We start from the raw sequence: 19,984 nt of genomic DNA on the forward strand, positions 1-19,984 counted from the left end.
ATTTTAGATCCGATAAAATAGTTTCTTTTCTTTATTATTTTTTGTCAATTTATTTACAATTTAGATTGTTATGTTCCGTTGTATTCTATTGTACTTACTTGTCGGGTTTGTGGCTGTTATGAATTAAGTGAATATAAGTCAGGATATTATGAATCAAGGAAATTATGAGCACTCTATCGCAGTTATTGGATTGTCTGGCTATTTCCCGCAATCGCGAAATGTAGAAGAGTTCTGGCAGTGGCTTATCAGAGGAAAAGAATGCATCAGCCATTTTACTGATGAGGAATTAATAGCGGATGGTGAGGATCCGCAATTGCTCAATAACCCTGACTATGTACGAGCTAAAGGGACTATCACAGAACCAGAATATTTTGATGCGAGTTTTTTTGGTATATCACCAGCTGAAGCAGCATTAATCGACCCGCAACATCGACTTTTTCTCGAATGTTGTTGGCATGCCATCGAGGATTCAGGATGTAATTTAGATGCGGCTGGGGCTGTAGGTGTATTTGGCTCCGCCGGGATGAGCACGTACTTGTTACATCATCTTACGCAAAATCCCAGTTTGTTGCGGGAATATGATTCCTATCAGCTTATGCTTGGCAATGATAAAGATTACATTGCTACGCGTGTCTCTTTTAAATTGAATTTGTCAGGTCCCAGTATTTCAGTACAGACAGCCTGTTCCAGTTCACTGGTTGCGGTACACCTTGCCTGTCAAAGTTTACTCAATGGTGAGTGTGATATGGCGCTGGCTGGTGGTGCTTCGGTGAGCTTCCCGCACAGCAGAGGCTACCTCTACCAGAAGGGCATGATCTTCTCACCTGATGGTCATTGTCGCCCGTTTGATAAGCATGCTGCCGGAACGGTTGAAGGCAATGGGGCTGGTGTTGTTCTGCTAAAGCGATTGGAAGACGCGATAGCGGATAATGATCGCATTTGTGCGGTAATTCGAGGCAGCGCAATAAATAACGATGGTGCAGAAAAGATTGGTTATACGGCACCGAGTGTTGTCAGGCAGACTGAAGTTATTAGTGAGGCATTAGATATTGCTGGTGTAGATGCTGGTCATATTTCATATGTAGAAACACACGGCACCGGGACTCCACTCGGAGATCCCATTGAAATAGCTGCATTGACTAATGCCTTTCGACAACATACTGATAAGATCAGATATTGTGCGCTGGGATCGCTGAAAAGCAATTTGGGTCATCTTAATTCGGCAGCAGGCGTTGCCGGGTTAATTAAGGTGGTATTATCCCTTAAAAATAAATACATTCCAGCAAGTCTTAATTATTCGACTCCAAATCCGAATATTGATTTTGATAATAGCCCTTTCTACGTCAATTCATGCAGTACACCCTGGACGAGTAGTAAAGATACGCGTTGTGCCGCAGTGAGTTCTTTTGGCATTGGTGGCACTAATGCGCATATAGTGTTGTCCGAGGCGCCATCATCGATTAATACAATACCCTCTCTACGTCAGTCACACATTCTAACCATCTCGGCAAAAACAAAAAATTCCGTTGTGCGTTACTGCAATGATCTTCAACATTTTCTGCAAAAAAACAGAGATCTTGCTTTGGAAGATATTGCTTTCACTATGCAAACAGGGCGACAGGAATTTGAATATCGTCGGGCAATTGTCGGCAATACTATCGATGAAGTTATTACGAAACTGGCGGATACCGTTGATAATGTGGGTAGTATTGAACATAAGAACCGAATGGTCTGGATGTTCAGCGGTCAGGGGTCTCAGCATATTGGCATGGCACGTGAGGTTTATTCGTCAGAGCCTTTTTTCCACAATGAGTTTGATCGTTGCTGTGCGCTGCTGGAACCGCATTTGGCTGGTAAGGACATCAGGCAGGCTATTTTTTCCTCGGCGGGGAATACAGAGCTCGCCTCCGCGGAACTAAAGAATACTGCCATAGCACAACCTGCATTGTTTGTTGTTGAGTATTGCCTGGCTCGTTTGTTGCTGTCATGGGGAATAGAGCCTGCTGCCATGCTAGGTCACAGCATTGGTGAATATGTGGCGGCTACTCTGGCGGGGGTTATGTCGTTGCCGGATGCACTGATGTTAGTGGTGCATCGCGGGCGTTTGATGCAAGGGTTACCTACCGGAAGCATGCTGTCTGTTGCTTTGGCGGAAGAGGCGTTGCAGCAGCGTCTTGAGGAATTCCCAAGTCTGGACATTGCAGCGGTTAATAGTCAGAGCAATTGTGTGATATCTGGGCCGCTGGCGGATGTAGAGACACTTCGTGTGGTGCTCAAAGAAAGCGGTATTGCCTCAACATTACTCCACACTTCACATGCGTTCCACTCCGCGATGATGGAGCCAATTTTGGCGCCATTTACTGAATTGTTACGCAATATTCGTCTTTCTCCACCAACTAGACCCTTTCTGTCAAATGTTACTGGCAGTTGGATTACTCAGGAGCAAGCCTGTTCTCCGGCGTACTGGGCCTTACATCTGCGACAGCCGGTACGCTTCGCAGCGATGATTGGATTACTGGAAGACGAAGGGTTTACACATTTTGTCGAGGTCGGACCAGGTCAGGTGCTGACATCATTGTCCCGTCAGATTCTCAGTACAGCAACGGTAATGCCACTGCTGTCATCTGTCCGTGCTCAGCAGAGCAATGTCTCTTACCTGATGGAGACAATTGGTCGCCTGTGGTCTGTGGGTTTTCACGTGGACTGGCGTTCGGTTTACCACCATGAGGTACGGTGCAAAGTAGCACTTCCCTTGTATGCCTTTGACAGGCAGCGTTACAGCTTGAGTAAAGCCGTTGCCCCTTGCGCACTGACTACGACGCAACAATCTGTTATGCAACCCGATGTGAGCCAAAGGCAACATCATGTCAGAAATGATTATGTGGAACCTGAGAATGAATTGGAGTGGATCCTTGCCGAAATGTGGCAAGCACTGCTTCAGATTTCTCCTGTCGGCCGAAATGATGATTTTTTCGAACTTGGCGGCAATTCTCTTATTGGGATTCAACTACTGGAACGGATTCGGGCGACCTTCATGGTTGAGGTGTCAGTAAATGACCTTTTTGCTGCTCCGACAGTTAGCAATTTGGCTGCCCAGATGCTGGATAAGCTTAGTACATTAACCGAAGAAGAGGCGAATGAAGTGCAGAAGACTTTAGCAGCCTGGTTAGATAGAGCGGATAAGTAATGGATAATACTAAAGGTAACGCAAAATCTCAGCTTTTAGCAACGCTACGTAGCCAGACTTCGTCGGGAAAGTCGGCGCATCCGGCGATAAAGCAGTTGGCAAGTGTTGTGCCGGGCAATGGGGATATTATCAGGGTGGACAATCGCCCTTTTTATCCTGTGTCGTTTGCGCAAAAGCGGATGTACCTCTTGCATCAGTTGGATCCTAAATCTACCGCCTATAACCTGCCGCTTGCACTTTATATAGAAGGAAAAATCGATATTGAGCGTTTTACTGTTGCAGTAAAGCAGCTTACAGAGCGCCACGAATGCTTGCGTAGCGGGATTTACCTGGTTGAGCAGGAGATCATGCAATCCATCGAACAGAATGCTGCGCTTGCTATTCACTACACGGACGTACGTGACGACGATATTCCAGCACTGATGAAAGCGTTCAGCCAGCCTTTTGATCTTGCCAAGCCACCTTTGGCTCGTATTGCGCTAGCAACAGTGGAAAGAGAGCGATATTTATTATTGCTAGATATGCACCACATCATTGCCGATGGTATTTCTCAACAAATCATTTTGCGTGATTTGATGTTCTTATATAACGGAATGACGCTTTCACAACTGCCACTACGCTATCGGGATTATGCTGTTTGGCAGGAACAATGGCTTTTATCTGCGGCGGCGCAAAAACAGCAGCATTTTTGGCTGGAAATGTACGCAACAGACGTGCCAGTGCTGGATTTAGCAACTGATTTCCCGCGCCCGGATATTCTGACGTCGGTGGGTGCGCACTATGAATTTGTTTTTACGGCAAATGAAACTGATTCGATGAAGTCTCTGGCGAGACAATTGAATGTCACCACTTATACCTTGTTCCTCGGTGTATTCTCCCTGCTATTGGCTAAAGATTCCGGGCAAGATGATATTGTTGTAGGTTCGCCTGTTGCCGGACGGCGCCAGATTGCATTGCAGGAACTGGTAGGGATGTTCGTTAATACGATTGCATTACGCTGCAAGCCTGAAGCAACAAAACGCGTTGCTGACTATATCAAAGAGTTGGGTATTACTGTTTCCTCTGCACTTGAAGCACAAGACTATCCATTCGAAGCATTAGTCGAGAAAACTCGCGCTACCCGCAGTATTAATCGTAATCCGCTTTTTGATGTCATGTTTTCGCTTAGCAATATGAAGAAAACGACATCACAATTTAAGGAACTGAGCATTAGCCCGTATCCGTTTCAACGCAATGTGGCCAATTTTGACCTTGAGTTGTATATGACGGAAGAGAATCAGTGCATTGAGTTCCGACTGGAATATAACACTCAACTGTTTATCGAAGAAACCATACAACGTATGGCTAGCCACTTCCGGTACCTCGCGCGCCAGTTAGTCGATAAACCAGAGCAGGCTATTTCTGCACTGAAACTTTTGGATGCAGCAGAACAGGCAGAGACGCTGGCAAGGCATCGCGGTCCGGCGGTAATTGCAGAAGATTGTGTATTTACACAGGTATTTGAACAGCAAGTGGAGCAAACACCGAATGCTCTTGCGGCCATTTGTGATAAACGTCAGCTTAGTTACGCAGAATTAAATAGCTGGGCCAATAGTGTTGCTCGTGGCCTGATTGGGAAAGAATTTCCCAGGGAAACACTTATTGCACTCTGGCTGGACCGGGAGCTTGAGTTTCTGGCGGCCATGATAGGGGTTTTTAAGGCGTCATACAGTTATATGCCAGTGGATCCGGCGTTGCCGCATGCACGTATTCGCACGTTGTTGGCCGAGAGTAAAAGTCGTTTAATTATTACTGAAAAGCAATATCTGTCGATTGCGCGTGAAATCGCTGGTCCGAATGTAGAAATAGTTTTGATTGAAACCCTTCTGACAAGAGGGGAGCTCTCAACCAATCCCGACATTCCGGTAGTGCCAGAGCAGCTTGCTTACATAATTTTCACCTCAGGTTCGACGGGTAAACCGAAAGGTGCAATGGTCGAACATCGGGGCATGCTCAATCACCTGCGGGCGAAAATCGATGTTTTGCAGCTCACTCATCATGATCGAGTGGCTGAAACTGCAACGCAAAGTTTCGACGTATCCGTCTGGCAGTTTCTTTCTGCACTGATGACTGGCGGTGTGACCGTTATTTTTAATGGTGTCAGTGCATGGCAGCCTAGTCTGGTGCTGGAAGGCATTTGTAAACATCGTGTCACGGTATTTGAAACGGTGCCCAGCCATCTGATTGTGTTGCTGGATGAAATCGAGGATTCTCTATCGGCTACAGGTGCGCTGCCGTTGCGCTGGCTGATGCTGAATGGTGAACAACTGTTGTCTGAACTTTGTCGCCGCTGGTTCGTTTGTTACCCGGATATTCCGCTAATCAATGCGTATGGTCCGACCGAGTGTTCTGATGATGTTACTCACCATCTAATAACAAAGTCTTCCCCCTTGGAACGCTCTGCCATTCCCATCGGTGACACGGTAAGAGGAATGTGGCTCTATGTCCTTGATGAATATTTGCAACTGGTTCCCCGCGGCTGTGTTGGTGAACTCTATATCGGCGGAATAGGTGTCGGCCGCGGATATTTAGATGATCCAGAGAAGACGGCGGCTGCTTTTTTGCCCGATGTTTTCGTGGTGGACCCAACAAAACGTATGTACAAAACCGGTGATCTGGTACGTGAGCTTGCTGATGGCTCGCTCGAATACTTAGGACGTCGCGACCATCAGGTTAAAATTAATGGCATGCGTGTGGAACTGAGTGAAATTGAACATGCGTTACTGGCGACAGGGCGGGTGCGTGAGGCTGTTGTGGTCGCAGGACAATGGGGCCATTTACCGCTCAAGCAGCTCTGTGCTTATGTGGTATTGAAAGCCGGCAATGAACTGGCTCTTTTGCAGAACGAGATTGAGTCAATCCTGCCAGGTTATATGACCCCTGTTTTTTGGGTATGCCTGTCATCACTACCTTTGTTGGTTAATGGTAAAGTTGATCGTAAAGCGCTTCCGTATCCTAAAGCAGATGAGTCCACCGCTATCCCTTTAATTGTACCTGTCACCGAAGAGCAGCGTCTGATGGCTAAGTTCTGGGCCGACGTGCTGGATCTGGATGCGGCAGGTATCGGTTTACAGCATGAATTTTTCAAACTTGGTGGAACCTCGTTGAAAGCGATGCGGCTGGTTTCTCGGATCAAAAGGGAAACCGGGGTTGGAATGCCTTTCTCGGCGATTTTTGCCAACTCTATTTTGCAGGGATTTACTGAGTTATATCAGCAGGCCAGGCAATCCAGTCAGGCTCCACAGCCGCTGAATTCTGCACGGCATTATACGTTTCGTATCCCTGCGTTGCCCGAACATCAGCGTATTTATCGTATGGAAGGCCAGATGCCAAGGGAAGCCGTATTCAACATGCCGTATCGCTTATTAGTGGAAGGCGCGTTGGATGCGCAGAAGGTTGAAGCAGCCTTCCGGGCTGTCTGCAGGCGTCACTGGATGATGACGGCGAACATCGTGTCAGATAATAATGGTGAGTTAAGCTTGTTTCCCAATTCTGCGGCTGATATTGCTTTCTCTTACTCGGATAGCACTGAAGAAGATATTGAGTATCGGTGGCATCAGTTTGTCCGTCCCTTTGCCATTGCTGATGAGCCCCTCTTCAGGATGCAGTTACTGACGGTGAACCCACAGCGGCATTATTTTTTCTTCGATAACCACACTATAGCTGCGGATTTTACGTCAAAAGCGCTAATTTTACGCGAGTTTGTCAGTTTATATCTCGGGCATTCCTTGCCGCAGCCTGGGATGGATTATCCAACCTATGTGCAACAACGTTTGGCGCGGGCAAACAGTGCGATAGCACTGGCGCAAAGGAACGCATGGCAACGCATGTTTAGCCGGGGGGCATTGCGTTTACAGAGTACTGATGCGCAAACACTGACCGAGGTCAGTGCAGAAAAAGCGAAGCATCTCACGCTCAGGCTGGATGAGACGCGACTGGGACAAATCAGTGCGCTGTCTAAAATCAGCGGCGTTAGCGAACACAATATTTGCCAGGCAGCTTTTTCCCTTGCCTTGGCCAGTCAGTTCAACCAACGTGAGTTCTTTTTGCTTTCACTGGTGACCGATCGTGACCAGCCGGAATATGACAACATTGTCGGGCTGGTATTTGATTCGCTCCCTGTGTGGCAACAGATCGATGTAGCCCAGTCAGTAACGCAACTTTTAGTTCAAACACAATATCATTCACGCCAATCCTATGAGAAACGAGAATATCCGGCCATTCTGCTTTATGAAGAACGATCAGAGCAGGATGGTAATTGGAGTAATGGTTATTTTGATACGACGATGGTCTGGGTTGAACATGATGCATTTAATTTTTCTCAGGCAGGTTTTAATGTCAAAGATATACCGAATGATAACATCATGGGGCGTTTCGATCTTCGTTTGGAGGCTTATCGAGAGCAATCCAGCCTGACGCTCATTCTTGAGTATCGGGAGAGAATTTTTTATCCAGAGACTGCTGAGAAAATATTTTCTTCTATTGATTCAGCGCTCATTTTTATGGTGAATAACCCTGACGCAAAAATTGCAGCCTGGGGGCGGTATGTATAAGATGAAAATATTTTGTCTACCATATGCTGGTGGATCAGCCAGTATATATCGCAAATGGCAGTCTACTATTCATCCATTAATTGAGTGGGTTCCTCTTGAACTAGCCGGACGCGGTAGTCGCTTAAATGAAGCTCCTTATGAAATATTTCAGGATTGTATAAATGAGGTATACGATAAGATTATCCAGCATGGCTTGAATATGCCATATGCGTTACTGGGACACAGTATGGGAGCAAGTATCGCTTTTGAAGTAGCACAAAAGCTTGTCCGCCACGCTCAGCGTCTGCCGATGCATTTATTTATTTCTGGACGCCGTGCCCCCCAATCTGTGCGTCCGGTAAAAAAGATGCACTTACTTTCTGAGGATGAGTTTATTGCTGAATTACGTTTGCTGGGGGGAACTGCCGACGAACTCTTTGCCGACTGTGATTTATTAGCATTGTTTTTGCCAATCATTCGTGCAGACTATCGGATGCTCGCAACCTATTTATTTCAGGCACCACCTCGGCCTATTGATGTGGCATTTACCATTTTAAATGGCAAATCGGATGACTTGTTTCCAGAAGAGATAACAGGCTGGCAGGCTTTAAGTATGAGAAAATGCGAGTATCGTTTTTTTGACGGTGGGCACTTTTTTATTGATCAACATTATAAAGAAATAAGCCACTATCTGAATTCAGTCATGCTGTCCACAGGGAGTGCTGGGGAAAAATGAATTTGCTTCAGGATTTGTTTCGCAAGGTTTTTTATCAGGAAGTTAGTCCCATTATTAATATTAGTGGTGATCGTCTGTTGCAGATCGATGATGTGGCACCACTACCTGTGGATGATGAGAAAGGTGATGGCGAACAGGTTGATTTAATTACGACGAGAGGACTCATTCTCTCGCTAATCCGAAAAAATAAAAAACCCATATTATTGGGCTTGTTTTTTTCTCTGTTCCGGGTTCTTCTGACGTTGAGTATCCCGGTAATGATTAAGTTGATTCTTATTGTTATTATAAGTGGACCACAATCTAGTCTATCTAGTGGGGTCATTTATTCCTTTCTGTTTGCTGTCGCAACCATTATAAGCGGTATAATAACAAATTTTTGTTTTTATTGGGATTTTGTTGCCTTTCAGGCTCATCAGCGCCTACTCAATATTTTAATTTATCGACAAATACTGGCATTAAATGTAGCTGCCCGCTCGACATATAATTCCGGTGATATGATTAATACTGTCGGTAACGATGTACAGGCAGTGGCTCGGCTGGGCTATCTGGTCAACGATAGTTTTTATGCACTGAGCCTGTTTATTGGGGTTGTCGCAGTATTGCTGAGTTATTTGGGATGGGCTACCTTTGCTGCCTTGGCTGTTTTAATAATTTTTCAGCCTGTTGCATGGAAAATTACGCAGCACTTCGTTAAATATGACAATACGCGTACTCATCTTAGAGAAGCCCGCCTGAGCCTGATTTCACAGTTGTTGTCCGGTATTCGGACGGTAAAGCTTTATAGTTTGTTCGGTCTGCTGAACAATAAAATTGGTCAATTGCGGCAACAGGAAAGACAGCAACAAATCCATTGGGGTTACAAATCGGCATTATCGATAGTTGTATTTGGCAGTACAACTACACTGGTATGTCTGGCGGCATTCGGTACACGTGTGTTATTGGGGCAATCGATTGACCCTACCGTGCTGTTTCCCTCCCTTGGTTTACTGATGTTACTTGAAGTGCCCTTTGCACAATTGCCGGAAATTCTAAGCACTTTTTCTGGCGTTAAGGCTGCCGGAACACGCGTTCGGCGCTTTCTACAGCAAGAAAAAACCGCAGACACAAAACCGCTTGCGGCATCAGATGTAGTACCAGGGGTGGTGCTGCAACAGGTGTCTTTTTCTAATGCCGTACAGGAAAAACCGCTACTAAACAAGATAGAACTGATTATTCGTCCAGGAGAAGCGGTGGCCATTGTTGGCCCGGTCGGGGCAGGTAAGAGTATTCTTCTACGTACCCTCTTGGAAGAGGATGAACGAGTGTCCGGTGTGATCCAATGGCAGGGTATCGATCCACAGTCTGCGCCACGGATGTCTTATGTGCCCCAAGAAGCTTTCATCTTTCATGCGACGTTGAAAGAGAACGTACTTATGGGCCAACAAGGAGAGCAGGCGGAGGCACTGTTACAGCAGGCGATTAAAGTCACTGCTCTGGACGCTGATATTCGCCAACTGCCAGGCGGGATGACGATGGAAGTTGGTGAGCGGGGAACTGGTCTTTCCGGTGGACAAAAGCAGCGTATCAGTCTGGCACGTTCAGTGGTAGCCAGACCGGGTATTGTTTTGTTAGACGACCCTTTTTCTGCCCTGGATGCCAGAACAGAAGAATATATTGTTGAGCATCTATTGTTCTCACAATGGCAATCGATTACCCGGGTTGTTGTCACACATCGGCTGAATTTTTTGCACCGTTTTGACAACATCGTCTTTATGAAGGAAGGCGAGATCGTGGCACAGGGAACGCTGGAGGAATTATTAAAACGTGACGATTTCAGTACATTCTGTGCCAATGATTCACATCACTCTGTCGTCTCTGCTGGAGACGAATCCTCCTCTGTAGCGGAAGAGCTGACGTTAACTAATGTCGGTTCGAGCGAGCCACTACGTATTACTGAGGATGAAGGCCGGCGTTTTGGCGGCGTTGGCAGACAAATTTATGGTGATTTTTTGCGGGCGATGGCGGGGGGCCGAAACCATCCACAGCGACGCGCTATATTTGCTTGCTTGCTGATTGCTGTGATTCTGGCTGTTTTGCTCCCTCTTAGTCAAAATCTCTGGTTTGTCGTGCTGTCTGACCCTCAGATTTTCACCAGTGGCTCGTGGTTACGTCAGATTGCAGACAATCCGCTATTGAGCGTAGCGATTTATGCTGGGCTTGGTATTTTTGCGTTAAGCGTTATTTATCTGCAACGTGCACTCTGGTTTCGCCAGACAGCCGTAGCCTCGGGGATATTGCATCAGGAAGGGCTTGAGGGATTATCTCGTGCACCTATTCGTTTTTTTGATGCCACCATGTCAGGCGTTTTGATGAATCGTTTTTCACGAGATATTTTTGTCATTGAAAATGATTTAAGCTGGATGTTTGAAAACATGGTTCGTTTTACCTTTCAATGTCTGGTCAATATCGTTTTGATAATCCTGGTTAGTCCCTGGATTATTCTGGGTATTATTCCTATCCTGTGGCTTTATTCTCGCTTGTTGAGTAAGTTTAATAACGCTTCTCGAGAGATAAAACGGCTGGTACAAATTACCCAGTCGCCTCTTTTTAGCCATTTGAGTGAAACATTCGATGGTTTATTGACTATTCGTACATTAAACCAAAAACGTTATTTTATCCGTCAATTTGATGTTCGGCATGATGCATTTCAGCGCGCTTCTCGTGCACACGAATTGACCGATCGCTGGTTTAGTGTACGTGTGCCAATTTTAAGTGGTGTCATTTCGTTGATTTCTGCGATATCAATTTTTGGGGCTGCACGCTATGGCTGGATCTCCGCTGGTTTGGCAGGTGTGGTTCTCACCTATCTGATTAGCTTCTGGACGTTACTTAATTGGAGTGCAAGAACCTTTGTAATGGTGGAGGGCAACCTCACGTCGGTTGAGCGTTTGGTTCAACTGACTCACTTGCAGAATGAAGAAACGTTATTCGGCAAGCAGCACAGCAACCAACCAAAGAATGATTGTCAACGTTTTCCACTCGTCAATGGCAACGGTGCACCGTGGAAACATAAAGTGCATGGTGCGGCAATTGAGTTTGTTTCGACTTCAGTACGTTATGCAGAACACTTACCCGATGTGCTTAGAAATATCAGTCTGAGGATTAAGCCAGGAGAAAGGGTTGGTATTATAGGCCGAACCGGTTCGGGTAAGAGTACGATTCTTCAGGCACTTGTTGGCATGGCGGAGATTTCAAGCGGCGATATTTTACTTGATGGGATATCAATTCGAACATTCCCTTTATCTGTGTTGCGAGAACTAATCGCGGTTGTTCCTCAGGAACCTTTCCTGATGAACGATACGATCCGCGTAAATCTTGACTCCGAAGGTTTATATTCCGATCAGCGACTGATTGACGCTATTGCACAGGTTGGTATGCCAGATTTTATTACAAGCTTACCTGATGGTCTCGATACGGTATTTTCTGATAGTGACAATAGTTTTAGTCAGGGCCAGCGACAGTTACTGTGTTTTTCCCGGGCGTTATTGAAAAAGCCTAAAGTTATTATCATGGATGAAGCGACGTCCAATGTTGATGTGCAGACAGAGGCGAAAATTAATCGCCAGTTAAAAACAGTACTTGATGGTATTACCGTACTGATTATCGCCCACAGAGCGTCAACTATCAGGGATTGCGAGCAAATCATCCTTCTTTCTGAAGGTCAGTTTGTAAATACGACTATGGACGATGGTAATTACTATGAGTAATAAGAGTATGGAACCAGCCTCACTTTCTTATGGACAAAGAGCACTCTGGTTTCAGCATTATGCGAATAATAAAACACCTTTTAATCATCTTAGTTTTGCTGCGAAGATTCTATCGGGTAAAGATCCTGCGCGACTATATAAGGCGTTAAACTATTTATTTCATCAATATGATTCTCTGCGTATGAAATACGTTGAGCATGACGGTGATATTTTCCAGCAGGTCGTGCACGACATTGACTTACCTCTTGTGGAAATTGATGCGACTGCATTGGATAACTCGGAACTGCTGGCCAATATTGCCGATGCAGCTGACGAACCGTACGATCTTTCATCCGGTATTTTGATGAAAGCGAAACTATACCATTGTCTGAATGGTGAACTGGTACTCTTCTTAGGTTTTCATCATATCGCTGTTGACCTATGGTCGATGAGCCACTTTATTAAAGAGTTAGGAAAAGCGTTTGCCTGTCAACATCCTGAAGAGCCTCTGTGGCAGGAACGCTTGAATAACTACATTGAGTTTATCAATTATCAGTCTTCCGTGATGCAGGGGAGCAAGGGAGAAGCGCTGCTAAATTATTGGCGTACAGAACTAGGGCAGGATATTCCTGTTCTGCAATTACCCGAGGATAAGCTGCGCCCCGTTAATAAGAGTTATCATGCGGCATCAATCCGCTTCGAACTACCGGAAAAGCTGGAAGAAGAATTACGTACCTTCGCAAAAAAACAAGGTGTATCGCTTTATCCGGTATTGTTGGCGATATATAACGTGTTGTTGCATAAATATTCAGCGCAAACAGATATCGTCGTTGGATCACCTTGTGCAGGGCGCAGCCGGGCACATTTCCGGGAAACGTTTGGTTTTTTCGTCAATATTCTGGTGAATCGCCAGCGGGTCGAACCAACCATGCCTTTCCGTGCATTAGTGGCTGAGATTAACCAGCGCACGGCGAAACATTTGCGTAAACAGGATTACCCCCATGCTGCTCTGCACCAGAAAATAGCTCTCCAGCATGACAGGAGTCGTTCGCCTTTTTATGACGTTGAATTTGTCTATGACCATCCGCGCTTTATTGAAGATATCGCACCATTTATTCAGGGTTGGAATGGGGCAAGACTTGAGCTGGGGGAGCTGGTATTTGAATCGCTGGCTTTTGAAAAACGGTGGCTGGAACGTGATCTACAGCTTTTTATTGCACAAGGGCGGGATAAACTTTACTGCACGCTGAGTTATAACCAGGATCTATTTTTCACTCAGACGGCTCAACGATTTGTCAGGCATTTTATTAATCTGCTCAGTGCTGCAATCAGAGAACCAGACAGTACTATCGGGTCACTGGACTGTTTAAGTTCGCAAGAACGTGAGCAAATCTTGCAGCAATGGAATCAGACGAAGCGCAGCTACCCGGATGTAGGGTGGGGGCATGACTGGTTGCAGAGACAAGCACGGGAGACTCCCTATAGAACGGCGCTTTCTTTTGCTGGTCATCAGCTTACCTATCAGCAACTTGACCAGCGTATTGACCGCTTGGCCGCAGTGCTTTCCGCCCGAGGGATTATGGCAGAGTCGATGGTGCCAGTTTTTATGCACCGCTCTGTAGATATGGTAACGGCTATTCATGCCATCATGCGTGCTGGCGGTGCCTATGTACCCATAGATCCAGACTTGCCTGTCGAGCGTATCAAATGGATGCTTGATGAAGTCTCTGCCAATTTGGTACTGACGCAAAAAGCGTTACTCAGGCAATGGGAGGCTACAGGCATCGAAGATACCGTACTGGTAGTGGATGATGATAATTTACCTGTGGTGCCTATCAACTCCGTCACTCTGACGGCGGATAATGCGGCCTATATGATTTATACCTCGGGTTCTACGGGACGACCCAAAGGGGTAGTAAATACGCATGGTGGTATACGTAACCGTATTTTGTGGATGCAAGAGGCGTTGCAGTTAACCAGTGATGACCGCGTCTTACAGAAAACACCTTATTCGTTCGATGTATCTGTATGGGAATTCCTGTGGCCATTTTTAGCGGGGGCACAACTGGTGATTGCCCGGCCTGGAGGGCATAAGGATGCAGAGTACCTGATCGATCTGATCATTACGGAAGCGGTAACGACGCTTCATTTTGTCCCATCAATGTTACAGCTTTTTCTCTCTAATCCGCGTTGTGGCGAATGTACTTCTCTAAAGCGTGTAGTATGCAGTGGGGAAGTACTACCAGTGGAGCTGGTCCGTCAGTTTTATCGTCAGTTTTCTGATTGCACTTTGTACAATCTTTACGGTCCCACTGAGGCGGCGGTGGATGTTTCATGGTGGCAATGTCGCCCAACAGATGACCTTGCTATAGTGCCAATTGGTTACCCTATTGCAAATACACAACTTTATATCCTGGATGAAAATCTCAATCCCGTGCCCATTGGTGTTGCCGGAGAGTTATATATCGCTGGATGTCAGTTAGCGAGAGGATACTGGAATCAGCCCACGCTCACTGCTGAGCGTTTTATCGCTAATCCGTTCGCCGGGCGTGCCGAACAGCGAATGTATAAGACGGGCGATATTGCTCGCTACCGTGACAATGGTGAGATTGAATACCTGGGACGTTCGGACTTCCAGGTAAAAATCCGTGGATTCAGAATTGAATTAGGCGAAATAGAAGCCAGGCTAAAAGTACATCACCAGATAAAGGATGCAGTGGTGATGACTTATGGTGAAGGTGACGAAAAATTTTTATGTGCTTGGCTGGTGGCTGATACAGAATTATCGTTGATCGCGCTGCGTGAATATCTGTCTAAATCGCTGCCAGAATATATGGTCCCTTCTCATTTTTCCCGGTTGAATCAACTGCCGCTATCTCCTAATGGCAAGCTCGACAGAAAGGCGTTGCCGACACCGGAACCAGATAACAGTCTGTACGCAAGGCAACAATATGTGGCGCCGACAGATGACATTGAGTCTCGACTGGTGGATATTTTCCGCCACCTGCTGGCGGTGGAACATGTTGGTATTGAGGATGATTTCTTTCTGCTTGGTGGTCATTCGCTAAAAGCCATGACTCTGATTGGCGAGATTAACAAAACACTGCACGTCAAACTGTCAATCAACGATATTTTCGCTAATACGCAAGTTAAAGCCCTGGCTGCGCTTATCCGCAATTGCTCACCCAGTGAGCAGATAGTCATTGTACCGGTAAGTGACAAGAGCAGTTATCCCGCCTCATTTGCACAACGGCGATTGTATATGATCGAACAGTTAAATGGGGTGGGAACGAGTTACAACATGGCGGGTGCGTTGTTAGTAGAAGGCGTACTGGATCATACGCGGCTGGAGGAGGCTTTCCTCCAGCTTATTCAGCAACATGAAAGTCTGCGGACATCTTTTGCGATGGAGAGCGACGTCATTGTACAGCGAATACATCCAGACGTTCCTTTTTCCATCAGTACGGATGAGGTGATAGACGCGCAGGTTGATGATTTGATCACCCGTTTTGTCAGACCATTCGATTTAGGCCATGCACCGCTATTGCGTGTGGGGGTGGCGCGCGTGGGGGACGAGCGGCATATCTTACTGTTCGATATGCATCACATTATTTCAGACGGCGTGTCGATAGCGCTGTTGATCGATGATTTTGTCCGTTTGTATGCCGGAGAGCAGACGCTGCCACGGAGCATCCACTATAAGGATTTCTCTGCCTGGCAGCATCAGTGGCTGTCTAGTCCGGCGTCTAGTGCAGAAGAGCAGTACTGGCTAGAGACCTTTGCTGATCAGGCTCCGGTTCTGAATCTGATGACTGACTATCCACGACCGCCCGTGCTGAATTTTGACGGTAGCAGCATCGAACTTAGTGCAGATCCGGTGTTAAGTGGAAAACTTCGCACTCTGGCGCGGGAAACCGGGGCGACGCTCTATATGGTGATGTTGGCTGCGTACAACGTAATGCTGGCGAAGTACTCTGGGCAACACGACATTGTAGTCGGGTCACCCGTTGCCTGTCGCCCGCTTGCCGAGACACAAAATGTCATCGGCATGTTTGTCAATACGCTGGCGATGCGTAATACACCACACCATGACCAGACTTTCAGGACGTTTCTGCATAGTGTTAAACAGAATGCGGTGCAGGCATTTGAGCATCAAAACTATCCATTTGAGCAGTTGGTGGAAAAACTGGATATTCCACGTGATGCCAGCCGGAATCCGTTGTTTGATACGCTGTTTGCTCTACAGAATACAGAATCTGGTCGATGGGATATTGCAGGGTTACGTTTTACTCCGTGGCCGCTGGCATCTGTAACTGCCAAGTTTGATTTAGCTATTACCGCTTATGATGCAGATGAACAGATCAGGTTTAACTGGAGTTATCGTACTTGCTTATTTAAGCAGGCAACCATTGAGCAGATGGCCGGGCATTTTATTAATATCCTGCAACAGGTGACAGAAAATGTGGACGTCAGGATTGAAGATGTGAATCTGCTCTCCGCTACGGAACAACATCAGCTTCTTTGTGAGTTTAACAACACGACAACTGACTACCCGGACAATAAACTTTTCCATACTTTATTTGAGCAGCAGGCAGCGCGTTTGCCAGACTGTCCTGCGGTAGTCTTGGGTAACAAGCAACTCACCTATCGCCAATTGAATAACAAAGCGAATCGTCTGGCCGCCTTATTACGGGCGAAAGGAGTTAGAGCCAACCAGCCGGTGGGAATTATGGCAGTGCGCTCTATCGAGCTCATTGTGGGTATTCTTGGAATATTTAAGTCCGGTGGTGTTTATTTACCACTTGACCCTCAATTACCCACAGAGCGTATTGCCTACATGTTAGAGGACAGCCATAGTGAGTTTCTCCTTATGGTCGGACCAGGCAATAATGCTATTCCCTTTCATGGTAACGTGATTGATCTTACCGCATTTCCCGAAGAGGAAATATACTGCCATGAACTAGAAAATAGCGTACAACCAACTGATTTAGCTTATATTATATACACTTCTGGTTCGACAGGAAAACCCAAAGGAGTAATGATAGAACACCGATCATTCGTGAACTTTCTTTATGCAATGTATGACGGTTACGCGGGTGATATTGGTCCTGGAGACAGAGGATTAACCCTATCCTCTATCAGCTTTGATGTGACAATTTTTGAACTTTTCCTTCCATTAGCGTTTGGTGCCTGTCTGGTGCTGTATGAAAATACGGATTTTGTGGAGCCAAGAGAGCTTGCTCAGACCCTTATTGAGCAGGCTATCACACTGACTTACATACCTCCTTCATTGTTGAATGAGGTAAATGATGAGCTTCACCAAAGCAAGGTACCGCTGGTGCTCAATAAACTGATGGTTGCTGTTGAGCCCTTCAAAGCACAGGCACTGGATAATTATCTGTCCCTCAATCCTGCGATGACCATCCTCAATGGTTATGGACCGACTGAGTCAACCGTGCTGGCCACTGTATTTCCTTATCAGCGCGGGACGGTAGACGGGAAATATGTCCCGATTGGGAAACCTTTGCCCAATATACGCATTATGATCTTGAATGGCGATCGCCTGGTTCCTGTAGGTGTCGTGGGGGAACTCTGTATTGTCGGAGAGGGATTATCCCGGGGATACCTGAATCTTCCTGATGTGACAGCAGAAAAATTCATCGCCAGCCCCTATACCAGTGAGCGTATGTACCGGACAGGCGATCTGGCACGCTGGCTGCCAGACGGCAATATTGAATTTATTGGCCGGGCGGATTTCCAAGTGAAAATGCGAGGTTACCGTATTGAGCTGGGTGAAATAGAATCTAATCTGCAACTTCTTGCCGGCATTAAAAAAGTCGTGGTGCTTGCTTGGAAGGATGACTTTCGCGGCATGTATTTGGCTGCTTATCTCAGCTACAAGGATGGCCAGCAGCCCTATAGTGTGGAGACATTGCGTGAACACCTGGCGCAGAGTTTGCCATCCTATATGATCCCTCTGCACTTTATGGTCATGGTGCAAATTCCTGTGACGACGAATGGGAAGATTGACCGCAAAAAACTGCCGCGTCCAACGGATCTAACGCAGGAGAGCACACAACCAAATCAGTTGTTCAATGATACTGAAGCGCAGCTGGCATCGTTGTGGTCTGAGTTATTAGGGAAAGTCCCTTGCGTGGGAGATGATTTCTTTGAGTCTGGTGGTCATTCGTTACTGGTAATGCGTCTGGCAACGCGTATTCAGGAGCGTTTCAACATCGCGCTTTCAGCACGCGATATTTTTTCCCACCCACAGTTTTCCGCCCTTGCCCGTCTGATAAGTTTGCAGGTTGAAACCGCCAGGCAAACGGTGGTGATGTCGCCAATACGTAAGGCCAATGCCGGACGTGTCGAATTTCCACTTTCTTTCCCCCAGCAGCGGCTCTGGTTCTTGGATCAATTGAACTTGGGCGGTAGTCAATACAACATGACAGGCGCATGGACATTGCAGGGAAAAGTTGATCCTCATCGTCTGGAGGATGCTTTCAATCAGGTCGTAAGTCGACATGCCATCCTGCGTACCCGATTTGTGACTCGTGATGGCATACCTTACCAATATGTGGAAGAAAACAGCGGTATTGAGTTTCGCTATATTGAAAAATTGAGCGATGAAGACATCCATTCACATATTCAGCAGGAAGTGAGAAGCGGATTTGATCTGGCTCATGGCTCTCTGTTGCGCGTACTACTGTTGAATAAGAAGCAGAAAGATGAAGAATATTTATTAGTTGTCAATATGCACCATATTATTTCGGACGGCTGGTCAATGAATATTCTGGTGAATGAAGTTAGCGCATTTTGGCAACAGGGACACCAGACTAAGCCGGTATTGTCATCATTACCGCTGCCGCTGATTCAATATGGTGATTATGCGCTCTGGCAGCACGAATGTGTTGAACAGGGCGATTTCTCTGAGCAACTGGCCTACTGGCAACAACATTTGGGCGGTCATAAAGGTATTTTAGCCTTACCGGCAGATAAACCCCGTTCTTCCTCCGGTGTGGGGCGAGCGGGAGAAATTCCCCTTCGCCTTAACCGTAACGAATTGAGTCAATTGCAGCAACTGGCTAAGCACCATGATTGTACTCTCTATATCGTGCTACTGGCGGCTTATGCGGTAGTACTACAACGTTACTCAGGTGACAATGATATTGTCATAGGTACTGCTGTTGCTAACCGACGGCGTCGGGAGCTTGAAGGGTTGATCGGTTTCTTCGTCAATACGTTGGGGTTGCGCGTTGATCTGTCCGAAGACATGCCGTTATCCAGCTATTTGCAGCAGGTTAAAAAAGTCGTGCTTGATGGTTTTGCTAACGAAGATGTGCCGTTTGATATGGTACTCGAACGCATCACCCCCCCACGTTTGCCCGGTATTAACCCGTTATTCCAATCAATGTTTATTTTGCAGACCGCCTCACCAGCAACGGTTTCTCTTGACGGTCTTGACATTACTCCTATGCATTTACCGCTGGAGGAGTCCAAGTTTGACTTGTTTCTCAATCTCGAAGAGGTGCAAGGGGAACTTGTGGGCCAGCTCATCTTCAATCGGGACATTTTTCATCCGAACCGCATTCATAAGCAAGCCGAGTACTTCACTGCTTTATTGGCATCGTGGGTGAAAGAGCCTAACAGAACACTTTCTCAACTGAGTGCGTCTATGCCAACAGCGCGCCAGATAAAACCGGTGCTTTCACCACAGGATATTCGCGGTCTTCTGGATAAATTGGCCCGAGAAGGGAGCAAATAA

General features: G+C 46.5%; 5 protein-coding genes. All 5 read left to right on the forward strand.

Features of this window, described 5'->3' with window-relative positions; all coding sequences use genetic code 11:
• Positions 1-148 precede the first annotated feature (148 nt).
• Genes DDA898_RS08250 through DDA898_RS08270 form a run of 5 tightly spaced genes read left to right on the forward strand, consistent with a single transcriptional unit; the run spans position 149 to position 19,984 of the window.
• Positions 149-3,187: a type I polyketide synthase gene (locus DDA898_RS08250; protein WP_050570231.1), complete on the forward strand. Its 3,039-nt coding sequence runs from the start codon at positions 149-151 to the stop codon at positions 3,185-3,187.
• On the forward strand, positions 3,187-7,779 hold the full coding sequence (locus DDA898_RS08255; protein ID WP_038910873.1) for a non-ribosomal peptide synthetase: 4,593 nt from the start codon (positions 3,187-3,189) through the stop codon (positions 7,777-7,779). The genes DDA898_RS08250 and DDA898_RS08255 overlap by 1 nt, the downstream gene beginning before the upstream one ends.
• A complete protein-coding gene (locus tag DDA898_RS08260) occupies positions 7,772-8,494 on the forward strand; it encodes a thioesterase II family protein (RefSeq protein ID WP_038900903.1) in 723 nt (240 codons plus the stop codon). Before DDA898_RS08255 ends, DDA898_RS08260 begins: the two co-directional genes overlap by 8 nt.
• A complete protein-coding gene (locus DDA898_RS08265; protein WP_038910874.1) occupies positions 8,491-12,240 on the forward strand; it encodes an ATP-binding cassette domain-containing protein in 3,750 nt (1,249 codons plus the stop codon). The genes DDA898_RS08260 and DDA898_RS08265 overlap by 4 nt, the downstream gene beginning before the upstream one ends.
• Positions 12,233-19,984 (forward strand): non-ribosomal peptide synthetase, encoded by a 7,752-nt coding sequence (locus tag DDA898_RS08270; RefSeq protein WP_038910875.1) that lies wholly within the window; start codon positions 12,233-12,235, stop codon positions 19,982-19,984. Before DDA898_RS08265 ends, DDA898_RS08270 begins: the two co-directional genes overlap by 8 nt.

Source organism: Dickeya dadantii NCPPB 898 (assembly GCF_000406145.1).
Classification (GTDB): domain Bacteria; phylum Pseudomonadota; class Gammaproteobacteria; order Enterobacterales; family Enterobacteriaceae; genus Dickeya; species Dickeya dadantii.

What these genes read in the sequence shown, in the direction of transcription:
- DDA898_RS08250 (WP_050570231.1), top strand. Translation starts at nt 149, where the DNA reads ATGAATCAAGGAAATTATGAGCACTCTATCGCAGTTATTGGATTGTCT.
- DDA898_RS08255 (WP_038910873.1), top strand. Translation starts at nt 3,187, where the DNA reads ATGGATAATACTAAAGGTAACGCAAAATCTCAGCTTTTAGCAACGCTA.
- DDA898_RS08260 (WP_038900903.1), top strand. Translation starts at nt 7,772, where the DNA reads ATGTATAAGATGAAAATATTTTGTCTACCATATGCTGGTGGATCAGCC.
- DDA898_RS08265 (WP_038910874.1), top strand. Translation starts at nt 8,491, where the DNA reads ATGAATTTGCTTCAGGATTTGTTTCGCAAGGTTTTTTATCAGGAAGTT.
- DDA898_RS08270 (WP_038910875.1), top strand. Translation starts at nt 12,233, where the DNA reads ATGAGTAATAAGAGTATGGAACCAGCCTCACTTTCTTATGGACAAAGA.